Source organism: Streptomyces sp. NPDC056231 (genome assembly GCF_048270745.1).
In the GTDB taxonomy this organism is placed as follows: Bacteria; Actinomycetota; Actinomycetes; order Streptomycetales; family Streptomycetaceae; genus Streptomyces.
In genome coordinates this window covers 18,510-30,820 of record NZ_JBLVKW010000086.1, presented here as the reverse complement: position 1 = coordinate 30,820, position 12,311 = coordinate 18,510, and the positions used below count along the sequence as shown (strand labels likewise).

The 12,311-nt window shown below is 69.4% G+C and carries 5 protein-coding genes; 1 reads left to right on the top strand and 4 read right to left on the bottom strand.

Going from position 1 to position 12,311, the window contains the following annotated elements; all coding sequences use genetic code 11:
- The coding region (locus ACNPQM_RS37345; protein ID WP_418087437.1) for an amino acid adenylation domain-containing protein at nucleotides 1-7,280 on the bottom strand (7,280 nt) is incomplete at its 3' end.
- A 747-nt stretch (nucleotides 7,281-8,027) separates the two neighbouring features.
- Between ACNPQM_RS37345 and ACNPQM_RS37340 the strand changes: the two genes are divergently transcribed.
- Entirely contained in the window at nucleotides 8,028-9,212 is a 1,185-nt protein-coding gene (locus ACNPQM_RS37340; protein WP_358859365.1) for a M23 family metallopeptidase, read from the top strand.
- Nucleotides 9,213-9,354: 142 nt separating this feature from the next.
- Here ACNPQM_RS37340 and ACNPQM_RS37335 read toward each other — a convergent pair whose 3' ends face one another.
- The 3 genes from ACNPQM_RS37335 to ACNPQM_RS37325 all read right to left on the bottom strand — a co-directional run bounded on the left by ACNPQM_RS37335 (nucleotide 9,355) and on the right by ACNPQM_RS37325 (nucleotide 12,269).
- On the bottom strand, nucleotides 9,355-10,092 hold the full coding sequence (locus ACNPQM_RS37335) for an ABC transporter permease (protein WP_358859366.1): 738 nt from the start codon (nucleotides 10,090-10,092) through the stop codon (nucleotides 9,355-9,357).
- Complete coding sequence (locus ACNPQM_RS37330) at nucleotides 10,073-11,020, bottom strand: ABC transporter ATP-binding protein (RefSeq protein ID WP_358859367.1); 948 nt, start codon at nucleotides 11,018-11,020, stop codon at nucleotides 10,073-10,075. The genes ACNPQM_RS37335 and ACNPQM_RS37330 overlap by 20 nt, the downstream gene beginning before the upstream one ends.
- Before the next feature lie 136 nt (nucleotides 11,021-11,156).
- Nucleotides 11,157-12,269, bottom strand: coding sequence for a S8 family serine peptidase (locus ACNPQM_RS37325; protein ID WP_418087436.1), 1,113 nt, complete (start codon nucleotides 12,267-12,269; stop codon nucleotides 11,157-11,159).
- Nucleotides 12,270-12,311: the final 42 nt, after the last annotated feature.

The window sequence follows — 12,311 nt, the reverse complement described above, 5'->3', positions numbered from 1 at the left end:
GCACCACGCACCGCCGGATGCCCCACCAGCGCAACCTCGATCTCACCCAACTCAATCCGAAAACCACGAACCTTCACCTGGTCATCGACCCGGCCGAGCACCTGGATGTCGCCATCGCTGAGACGGCGCACCAGGTCACCGGTCCGGTAGAGCCGGCCCCCCGAGCCGAACGGATCGGCGACGAACGCCTCGGCGGTCAGCTCCGGACGCCCCAGATAGCCGCGCGCCAGACCCACGCCACCGATGCACAGCTCACCGGCGACACCCACCGGGACCGGCTGCAGGGAGTTGTCCACCACGAACACCCGGGTGTTGTCGAGCGGCCGGCCGATCGGCAGCTCGGCAGGCACCTGGTCGTGCGGCTCCATCCGGAAGCAGGTGGCGAAGGTCGTCGTCTCCGTGGGCCCGTAGACGTCCACCACCACCAGCTCGGGACAGGCGGCGCGTACCCGCCGCACCGCGTCCGCCCCGACCGGTTCGCCGCCGGTCCACACCTCGCGCAGGCCGGCCAGGCAGCCGGGGTCGTCCTGAGCGAACAGATGGAACAGCACCGTCGTCATGAACACCGCGGTGATCCCGTGGGCGGCGACCAGCTCACGCAGCGACTCCGAGGTCAGGGCCACCCCCTGCGGCACGGCCACGGCCCGGCCGCCGGAGAGCAGCGGGGCCCACAGCTCGTAGGTCGACGCGTCGAACGCCTGCGGCGAGTGCATGAGCACGCACTCGTGCCCTCGTGCGAACCGGCTGTCCAGCGCCAGCGTCGTCACATCGGCATGGGTCACGGCCACGCCCTTCGGGTGGCCGGTCGAACCGGACGTGTACATCACGTACGCGAGGTCGTCGCAGGTTCCGCCCGTCTCCAGGGGTGTGTCGGGCCACCGGTCGAGCTCCGGCCAGACGTCCTCGACGGTCAGAACCAGCGCATCGGACTCGGGCAGCACCCCGGCCGTCGACCGCTCGGCCAGCACCACCCGCAGCCCCGCGTCCTCAGCCATGTACGCCAGACGCTCCCGCGGATACGCCGGATCCAACGGCACATACGCCCCGCCCGCCTTCAGCACCGCCAGCAGACCGACCACCATCTCCACCGAACGCGGTACACACAGACCGACCAGGCTCTCCCGCCCGACACCACGATCCCGCAGCAGACGCGCAAGCCGGTTCGACCACCGGTCCAGGTCGGCGTAGCGCAGCTCCGTGTCACCGAACGTGACGGCGACCCGGTCGGGATACCGGAGCGCCTGCTCCTCGAACAGCGCCTGCAGCGAAGCCGGCCGGAGAGCATGCTCGTTGCGAGGTCCGGTCCCCTGCTTGACGATCCGTCCGAGCTCCTCCTCATCGACCATCGGAAGGCGCCGCACCCGTTGCCCGGGGTCGGCCAGCGCGGCCCGCAGGAGCACCTCGAAGTGGTCGGCCATACGTGCGACCGTCCGTTCCTGGAACAGGTCGGTGCTGTACTCGAATCCGACGTGCATGCCCTCGGGATCGGCCTGGATCATCAGGGTGAGGTCGAAGCGGGCGACGCCGACACTCATTCCCTCGGCCATCAGGTCGTACATCCACGGTTTCGGCTGCACCAAGGCTGAGTCGTGGTCCAGGAACGGCAGGCTCTCGTCGGCGAACATCACCTGGAAGACCGGGTTGTACGCGAGGCTGCGCGTCGGCCGGAGCACCTCGACGAGCCGCTCGAACGGCACCTCCTGATGGGCCGGGGCGTCGAAGAGCTGCCTGCGGACCTGGAGCAGGACGTTCTCGAAGCTCGGGTCGCCGCGCAGATCGACCCGGACGGCGACCGTGTTGACCAGGAATCCGATCATGGACTCCAGCTCGACGCGGTTCCGGTCGGCGATCGGCACGCCGATGACGATGTCGTCCTGACCGCTGTAGCGGGCCAGCAGGAGCGCGTAGGCGCTGAGCATGGTGATGTAGTTCGTCACCTGGTGCTCACGGCTGACCTCGACGACCTGCCGGGTCAGCTCGGGGGACAGCTGCCGGCGCAGGAAATCGCCCGTGAAGCTCTGCGCGTCCGGACGCGGGAAGTCGGTCGGCAGGGTGAGCAGTTCCGGCGCGCCGGAAAGCTGCTCCTTCCAGTAGTCGAGCTGGAAGGCGAGCCTGTCCTCCTCCTCCAGCCGGCTCTGCTGCCACACGGCGTAGTCGGCGTACTGCACCTGAGGAGCGGGCAGCGGGGAGGGCTCGCTCTCGGCCAGGGCCCGGCAGATCTGGAGGAACTCCTGACCGAAGAGACCGATCGAATAGCCGTCGAACACGGTGTGATGGGCGCTGAACGCGAGGACCTGCTCCGCCTCCGGCAGCCTGATGAGCCGGGCCCGCAGCAGCGGACCTTCGACGAGGTCGTAGGGCTGGTCCCACCACCGGCGGATCTCGTCCCGCGCCCGCTGCTCGGCCTGCTCGCCGGGCAGCCCCGAGAGATCGGTCTCCCCCAGCTCGACCTGCCACGTGTCCGCGACGATCTGCCAGACCTGGCCGTCCTTCTCCGTGAGGGTGGTACGCAGGGTCTCGTGACGGCGGATCATCTCGTCCAGGGCGTCCCGGAGCACCGGCGTCCCGAAGGAAGCCGGAAGGGGGACGAGCCAGTTGACGGTGTAGGAGGTGGTTCCGGGGCTCAGCCGGTCGATGAACCAGAGCCGCTGCTGGTCGGATCCGGCCGGCAGCGGGCCGCCGCGGGGGGCGGGGACGAGGGGACGCTGCTGCGAGGGCTGCCGCTCCTCCTGCCGGCGCCGCAACTCGCGCGCGACCTCGGCGATCGTCGGCAGGTCGAAGAAGAGGCGGACCGGCACCTCCAGCGAGAACACCTGCCGGATCCGGGCCACCAGTTGCACGGCCAGCAGCGAGTGCCCGCCCAGCTCGAAGAAGTCGTCGAGGACGCCGATCGGCGAACGGGACAGGGTCTGCTCCCAGATCGGGACAAGCAGTGCCTCGGTGGTGTTCCGGGCGGGTACAGCGCTCGGCCCGGCGGCGGGAGCCGGCGGGAGCAGCAGCGCACGACGGTCGAGCTTGCCGCTGGGAGTGACGGGCAGTGCGTCGAGGGCGACGAGGCCGGACGGCATCATGTAGCCGGGGAGCCGCTCGGCCAGGTGGGCGTGGAGCCGGGGGATCACCAGGTGCTCGATCTCCGCCTTGAGCGGCTGGTTGGCGTAGTCCGACCAGTCGCTCGTTTCCCGCCCGGGCTCGGACGGGACGACGAACTCCTCATCGTCCGGGTCCTGTTCCACTCCGGCGCGGGTCAACAGCACGGAGTAGTCGCCGTCCGCACCGTGGCGGCTCCAGTCGACGGTGGCCCGGTAGCCGGCCTTCTCGGCAAGTTCCCTGACGTCCTCCGGGTCGATGCCTCGCAGCGGCCGGTCCTGTGCGCGCCACGCCTCGGCGGTCTCGGGTCCGGTTCCGCTCTTCAGCCAGCGGAGCGTCCGCGCCGCTTCCTCGACGCGGGCGTTCGGGACGGCGCGCAGCCGGAGCCGGTCGGGCCGGTCGCCGGCCAGCGTCTCGCGCAGCTTCGCGGGGGTGAGACGTTCCGCCGTCCAGTCGAGCTCGGGGACGGCGGCCGGCGCCGTCCGGCCGGCCCGGTCGCGGGCGGGGCCCACATGGAGCACTGCCTGGTAGCGGAACATCGACATCTCGTTGAGGCTGTGGCCGCCCTTGGGCCGGATCTCGACACGGGAGACGCGGCCGGTGGCGGCGCCCCAGTCGCGGAAGAACGCCGGGTCGAGGGTCAGCTCCTCCTCCAGCTGCACGCGGCGCTGGACGCGCTGCCAGAGCTGCTGACGGGTCAGGGACTCGGGCGCGTGGTGCAGCTCGACGTCGGCGTGGAATGCCTCGAGCAGCGGCAGGCTCCGGACGTCTCCGACGATGATCCGGCCACCGTCGACGACCCGGGACAGCGCCTGGTCAAGGACGCGGAGCAGGTAATGGACGTCGGGGAAGTACTGGACGACCGAGTTGACGACGACCGTGTCGACCGGTTCGAGCTCCAGGCCGTCGAGGGCGTCGGCCTCCCGCTGGTGCAGGACGACGGTCTCCCTGAGCTCCGGTCGGGCGCCGAGACGCCCGCGCACGGCTTCGAGGGCCGAGGAGGAGAAGTCGGTTCCGTAGTAGCGGCGGCATCCTGCGGCGAGCGGGAAGAGCAGCAGTCCGGTCCCGCAGCCGATCTCCAGGATCGCGCGGGGACCGTAGCCGTGGATCAGCCCGACCGTGTCGTCCTGCCAGGCCAGCATCTCCTCCCGGGGGAGGGGGCCGCCGGTGTAGCTGCTGTTCCAGCCCGAGAAGTCGTTTCCGTCCTCCGACTCCTTCGCCGCGTCCGGGTCGAACGCGTCGTACACCTCGCGCCAGCGTTCGATGCGCCGGCCCGTCAGCGAGTCCTCGTCGTCCTGGACGGCGGAACGGGCGCGCTGCGGGTGGAGGACGACGTACGACACCAGGGAGCGGTCGCCGGACGCGTCCTCCCGGACGACGGTCGCCGCGTCCTGGACGACGGGGTGCTCGGCCAGCGTGCTGTCGATCTCACCGAGCTCGATGCGGTAGCCCCGGATCTTGACCTGGGAGTCGGTGCGCCCGAGAAACTCCAGATTCCCGTCCTCCCGCCACCGTGCTGTGTCGCCGGTCTGGTAGATGCGTTCTCCGGGTGTGGCGCCGAAGGGCGACGGAATGTATTTGCCGGCCGTCAGCTGCGGCTCGTTCGCATAACCGGAGCTGAGACAGATGCCGCCGATGTAGAGGTCGCCCGGCACATCCACCGGACAGGGGCGCAGGCTCTCGTCCAGGACGTAATAGCGTGCGTTCTGGATGGGCTTTCCGTACGGAATGCTCGTCCAGGCGGGGTCCACCACGTCGACGGGGAAGAAGTTCGACCAGACGGTCGCCTCGGTCGCCCCGCCGAGGCCGATCACCCTGACCTCCGGGAAGGCCGCCTTCATCAGGTCCGGCGAGTGGACCGGTATCCAGTCCCCGCTCATGAAGATCAGGCGCAGCGACCGGGAGACGATCTCGTTCCCGCCCTCGCCGTCGGTGGGCAGGAAGGGTGCGAGCTGCATCAGGGCGGCGGGCGCCGAGTCCCAGAAGGTGATGGGCTCGTCGGCGAGGTGGCCCAGCAGGTTCGCCGGCTCCTGAATGTCCTCGGTTGTGGCCACCCGGATCGACCCACCGGCGGCGAGCATGCCGAAGACGTCGTAGACGGAGAGGTCGAAGGTGAGCGAGGTGACGAAGAGGATGCGGTCGTCCGGGCCCACGGAGAAGGTGGTGTTGACCCATTCGATCAGGTTCACCGCCGGGAAGTGCGCGACCGCGACACCCTTGGGCGTTCCGGTGGAGCCGGAGGTGAAGATGACGTAGGCGATGTCCTGCGCAGTGCCCTGCGGGGGAAGGTTGTCGCAGGGCAGGTCCGTGAGTCCGGCCGACGGGTGCACGGTGTACGGGCAGTCGGAGGGCACGGGCAGTTCGTCGTCCGCCGGGTCCATGCACACGATGTGCGCGAGGTCCGGCAACGGTTCGGCGGACATGACGCGCGGCACCAGGGCGTGCTGGGTCAGGACGCAGGTGACCTTCAGCGAGTCGATGATCCAGTGCCACCGCTTGACGGGAGCGTTGACGTCGAGCGGGATGTACGTGGCGCCGGCCTTGAGGATCCCCAGCAGGGCGGGAATCATCTCCGCGGAGCGCTCCATCAGGATCACGACCTGGTCGCCGCGTCCGATCCCGAGGCCTCTCAGCCGGTGTGCCACCTGGTTGGCCCGCTCGTTGACCTCACGGTAGGTCCAGCGCTCGTCCCGGAAGAGCAGGGCCAGGGCCTCGGGGACCTCTTCGGCCCGCCTCTCGAACAGCTGGTGCATGCAGATGTCCTGCGCGTACGGCGTGTCCGTGTCGTTCCACTCGTGGACGAGCCGGGAGTGCTCGGCCGGGGTGAGGACGGCCAGCTCCCCCAGGCGTGCGTGCGGCCTGCTGGCCAGCTCGGCAAGGATCTGCCTGAGGTGTCCCGCCGTGCGTTCGACGGTCCTCGGCGCGAAGCGCCCGGTGTCGTAGTGGACGGTGAGCGTGAGGCGCTCCCCAAGGGTCGCCACGACGCTCAGCGGGTAGGCCGCGTGGCTCTCCTCCCGGACCATGCGGAAGGAGCCGGTCCCGGTTCCCGGCTCCTGGTCCTCGACCATCAGAACGCTGTCGAAGAGCGACTCGCCCGAGCCGACCCCGCTCCACTGCTGGACCAGCCGCAGGGGGCTGTACTCGTGCTCCAGGATCTCCGCGTACTTCCGCTGCAGGCCCTGCATCCATTGCGCCCAGCCTGCCGGGGCCGGAACCTCGACCCGCAGGGGAAGCGTGTTGATGAGCAGCCCGACCATGTCCTCGACACCCGGCAGGTCGGCGGACCGGCCGGGGGTGGTGACGCCCATGACCACTTCGTCGGCGCCCCGGTAACGGCTCAGGAGGAAGGCCCAGGCTCCCCGTACGATCGTGGGGAGCGTCAGATCCCACCGCGCTCCGGCGGCGCGCAGGGCGGCCGTCTCCCGTTCGTCCAGAACCAGCGACACCTGTTCGTACCCGGCGGGCGGCGCCTGTGCGGCGGTGTCCTCGCCTGCGGGGGGCCTGAGTTCGAAGGGAAGCGGGCTGACGGGCGACACCGCCCGCAGCTCGTTACGCCAGAAGGCCTCGGAACGGCCGGCGTCCTGATGTCCCCACCACTCCACGTACTCCTGGAACGGCACCACCGGCGGCTCGTCCAGGGGCTGCCGGGAAGTCAGCGCCTCGTACACCTGCTCCACTTCGCGGAGAATCCTCGTCTGGCTCCGCGAGTCCATCAGGAGGTAGTGGAGGCTCCACAGAACCCGGTACCGCGCGTCCGCCAGGTGGGCGACGTGGAGCCGCCACAACGGGGCCTCGTCCAGTGAGAAACCCTGCTCGTGGTCCTGCTGCAGCCGCGCCGTCAGCCGGTCGGACCGCTGCTCCTCGTCCAGGGAACGCCAGTCCTCGTGGACCAGGGGGACGTCCACGCTCTCGCGGACCGTCTGCACCGGTTCGCCACCCGGACGATCGCGGAAGCCGGTTCTCAGCGCCGCGTGCCGCTCCGTGACCCACGCCCAGCTCTGGCGGAACACGTCGACGTCGAGATCCCGGGCGACCTCGAACTCGACCTGCGTGTGGTAGAGGCCGGTCCCTTCCCCGTGGCGGGCCTGGAAGAGGATGCCCTGCTGCGTGGGTGACAACGGGTAGGAAATCTCGGCCCGCCGGTCTCCGGAGAGGGCAGAGAAATGTTCGGCTGGGTCGCGAAAAGTACTCAAGGCCGCAATCCTCTGAAGTCATGAGCGATGATGCGCACTTTCGCTCCGGCCAAGCGGGAATACGGTCACCCTGGACCGCCCCGAAGCCGTGCGGGCGCGCTGGATCGGTCGAACTTTTCGGACCCGAAAGGGGACCCGTGAATATCTCGTCAGTGACGTGCAGAAGAACCAGGAAATTCCGGTGCCGACCGGTGGGTGAAAGGCGCCCCGGCAGCGGCGCCGACCACGAGGCCGGCCGTACGGGTTCCTGGGCACCTCAGGCTCCCAGGGACCGCTTCGGCGACAAAACGCAGGTCACGCATGCTGGACGAAGCCAGGAAGCCGGGACGGCCCGCACGGCGTGTGCCCTCGGTTCCGAGCCTGGCCCGTCTTCCCATTTTCAAGTCCCCCGAATGCGAACAGTGCGTGTACGACTCACAACGAATGGGACCTCGCATGTGCGGCCCCGCGGTGGGGCTGCGCCCATTCGGCCTTCAACATCGATCGGTATGCTCATGCAGCCCACAGCGGCTGTCAACCGACCCGATGCACACCGTCATCTCATGATCGAAACCGGGTTCTTGGTTCGGCCGACTATTCATGGAGCTGCTTGTCGCAGGTCAGTGGGGGTGCCGGCGACGAAATACTCACGGGGCCGTCACCCTTTGGTCCGGCGGGCGGTCGGGGACGGCGGGCGCAGGACTAGGAAATCGACCATTCTTTGGAAGAGTGCGAAGCGGACACACCATCAGCGGCTAGGTTCGACACATGTCACGGACCGGCACTGCTCTTCTGCTTCTGAACGCCGCCTTGATCCTCTTGGTTCTGACGGCCGTCCACCGGTACTTGTTCCAACGCCTCGTCAAGGACGTCTCCCACGAGGGCTCCCCGTGGCGGCGTGCCGGCACGGCGCTGGTGTGGCTGCTCTCGGCGACCACAGCGGTCCTGCTGTTCGCCGGGCCCGCCGAGCCGCCGTTCGAGATCACACGAATCCTCACCCCGGCGGGTGAGGTCTGGCCGCCGCTGCTGATGTACCTCACCGTCGCGCTGCTCCTGGGCGAACTCGTCCGTCTCCTGCTCCGCCGGGGCCTCGCCCGACGGGCCGCCACACCGTCACCGGACGGCCCCGACGCCCCTGGCGGGAAGGACCCCTCCCGGCGGCTCTTCGTCGCGCGCACCGTCGCGATCGGCGCCACCGCCTTCGCCACGGCAGGCGTCGCCGCCGGGGCAGGTGGAGATCCGGGTGCACAACGTCCGGGGACGCGGGGCGTCGAACTCTCGCTGCCCTTCACCGGGCTGTGGCGCGCCAGGAACAGCCCGGCACGGCGGATTCCGAGTCATGGGACCGAGCTGTTCGGCAGCAGTCACGCCATCGACTTCATCGGCGTGGACGACCGCCACCGCACAGCCGACCACCGCAGCTGGCGGACCTTCTTCGCCACCGAACCGCCCGAGCTCTTCCACAGTTTCGGCCGGCCCGTCCTGGCTCCCGCCGCCGGCACCGTGATCGCGGCCCACGACGGCGAGCCCGACCACGAGGCACGCCGGTCACAGCTCGCCCTGGTGCCGTACATGCTGGGCCAGGCCGCACGGGTACGCCGAGGGGCGAACGCCATCGCAGGGAACCATCTGATCATTTCGCTGTCGGAGCACGGCCCCTACGTCGCCCTGGTGCACCTCAAGTCCGGCTCCGTCCAGGTGTCCGCCGGACAGCGGGTGGTGGCCGGTCAGCAACTCGCGAGCTGCGGCAACTCCGGCAACTCGACCCAACCCCATGTACACATGCAGGTCATGGACAGCTCCGACCTCTCGGTCGCCCGAGGCATGCCGATGCTGTTCCGGCGCTTCCGTGAATGGCCCGGCGGTCCAAGTGGGGATTCCCGGGTCAGGGAGTTGGCTGTGCCGGACGAAGAGGCAGTCGTGGAAGCGCTTCCCGCCGCGGCCCGGGACTGACCGGTTCCGCTCGTCCGTCGGCCGGCCCGGTCGCCGGGCACGGTAAGCGGGGCGGCGCTCCTGGCTCACGTGGGCCCGGCCAGGAGCGTCGCCCAGGGCATATTTCGAAAGGTGGCGTCGTCCGCCCGTCCTCGCTCGCGGCTCAGGGCCGCCGGGCGGTCATCCGGTAGGTGATGAGAAACCCGATGAGGGACCAGACCGCCAGGACGGCGAAGGGGAGCGCTGCGACGCCCTCCGGTGGCCTGTTGAGTGTGTCCCGGACCGCCTCGGCCATGTACTGGAACGGGAGCACCGTGTGCACGGACTCGAACCAGTCGGGCAGCCGGGACGCCGGAAAGGTGATCGGCGAGAACATCAGCGCGACGAACACGACCAGCTGGGACATCATGCGGGCGGCTGCGGGCGCCAGTCCGTATCCGATCCCGTAGCCCAGACCGATGGCGGTGAACGCGGTCAGGAGGACGGCGGGAAGGACCAGCGGGCTGATGTGGAGGGTGAGGTCGAACCGCAGACCGGCGACCACAAGGGCGGCCACCATGCCGGGCAGCGCGGTGAGCAGGGCGACTGTGGCGTCTGACGCGATGAGGGCACTTCGGGGAACGGGAAGCGACCGGTTGAAGTCGAAGATGCCCTCCTGCTTCGAGGAGGCGACTTCCTGCGGGCCGATCACCATGCCGACGGTGATGAGTCCCAGCACCGGGGCGCCCGTCGCGAGGTAGAGGGCCGTGGCGTCGTCCATCTCAGGCACGAGATAGGCGAATCCGACGATGATGCCGACCGCCATGAAGGTCTGGATGATGAGATTGAGAGGAAGCGTCGCGCGGCTGCGCAGCGCGGTCCATCCCAGCAGCAGTCCGTAACTACGCAACCAGTGACTCACCGTGCGCTCCCTTCTCCGCGTCAGATGCGGTCTCGCTGCCGGCCAGCTGCAGATACACGTCCTCCAGGCCGACCGGCACCAGAGCGAACTCGTCGACGTCCCCCGCAGCGCGGAGTTGCTGAGCCCAGGCGAGCGCCGCCGACGCCGCGTGGGAGTCCAGGGGAATCGCCAGCCGCCGGGCGGCATGCACCGGCGGGCCGGCGGCGGGGATATGGCCGGGGAGCGGCGGGATGCCGTCGGCGCTCGCCGCCGTCAGTTCCAGTCTGAACTCACCGACCGTCCGGGAGCGAAGCTGTGCGGCCGTGCCCTCCGCCAGCACCTTTCCCGAACCCATCACGACGATCCGGTCCACGCTCCGCTCCGCCTCGGCCACGTTGTGGGTGACGAGGAGAACGGCACAGCCCTGGTCGGCCAGTTCGCGGATCTGCTCCCACAGCAGCCTCCGGCGGACCGGGTCCACGTCGTTGGTGGGTTCGTCGAGCATCACGACACGTCCCGGCGACGACGCAGCCATACCGAACGCCGTCAGCCTCCGGACGCCTCCGGAGAGGCGTTCCCCTGTCGTGTCGGCCCATGCTCCGAGGTCCAGCGCAGCGATCAGCTCGTCGGTCCGCGCGCGGCTGTCGTGCTTGTTCATCCCGCGGATGCGGGCCATGGCCCTGATGGCCTGCCGAGGCGTCACGCCGGCCAGCGGCGCGTGGGCTTGAGGCATCACCGCAACCATCCGGCGGACTCTGGCCGGCTCCGCGACCGGGTCGCACCCGTCGACCCGGATGGTGCCGGACGTCGGTACCGCGAGCCCGGCCACCTGGTTGATCAGGGTGGTCTTGCCGGCTCCGTTGTGCCCGAGGAGGCCGACGACCTCCCCTGCCTCGACCTGCAGGCTGACACCGTCGTTGGCGCGTGTACCGCCCCGGTAGCACTTCACGAGGTTTTCAATGATTAACAAATCTTCCGCCTGTTGAATCGAGACGAGATGCGGGTATTCCCGGATCACCGGCGGCGTCCTCCTTGGTCGACACGCGCCGGATCGGCCGAGGAGGACGCTACCTGTGATTCCGGCGTCAATACGCCAGCTGCAGCAGCTTGTTGGGGGTGGAACTGGTCGGCACTCCGGTGAGCGCTCCCACCACTGCCGCACGGTCCAGGGCCCTGCCCACCGCGGCCGGGGTGGCCTTGGGATGTCCGCCGAGATACAGCGCGACCGCACCGGAGGCATGCGCCGCGGAGACCGAGGTACCGGAGTCAGTGAACGTCCCCCCGCCGGGCCAGGCGGAGGTGATGTCCACGCCCGGGGCATAAAGATCCAGCCCCGCACCGTAGTTACTGAACGAGGCGACCCGGTCGGCGCAGTCCGAGGATCCCACGGTGATGGCTTCGGCCACCCGTGCCGGGGAGGTGTCGGCGACGTCGTGGGAGCTGGCGCCCGCCGACATCGCGTACGTGACACCGGCGGCTATCGAGTTGCGCACCGCTTCGTCGAGCACCTCGCTGATGGGGGCGCCGATGACGAAATTGGCCACCGAGGGTCCCTTGGCGTGCTTGGTGACCCAGTCGATGCCGGCCACCACCCCGGCGAGGGTGCCGCCGCCCTGGGCGTCGAGCACCTTCACCGAGATCAGCTTGGCCTTCTTGGCCACTCCGTGCTCGGTGCCGCCGATGATGCCGGCCATGTAGGTGCCATTGCCGTGCTCGTCGCTGCCGTCTCCGCCGAAGGCATCGAAACCGGGCCGGGCGCGCGGACGGAGATCGGGATGGCTGTAGTCGATCCCGGTGTCGATCACGTAGACGTTCACGCCGGCCGCCGCGCGCGGCGGATAGGCGTAGGAACCGTCGAGCGGAAGCGAGCGCTGGTCGATCCGGTCGAGCCCGCAGGACGACGGGGCCGCCTCCGTCAGCCTCGGCCGGGCGGGCCGCCCCACCAGGGTGTTCTGCTCAACCCGTTTCACCTCAGGGTCGGCCGCCAGTCGCCGGGCCTGCTCTGCGCTCCCCTCGGCCAGCACCCCGTGCACCGCGCTGTCGTATCTCTCCCGCACCCGCAGGCCGTATTCGGCAACGTCCGGGCGCGACCCTTCTTCGAACAGCACCAGATAACTGCCGTTCACGGCATTTTCACTTCCGGCATTCACGACGGTGCCCACGTCCTTGGCGTATCCCGGGGCGACCGCGGTTCCCATGCACAGAAAAACACCCGCAGCGACAACGGTGACGCACTTTGC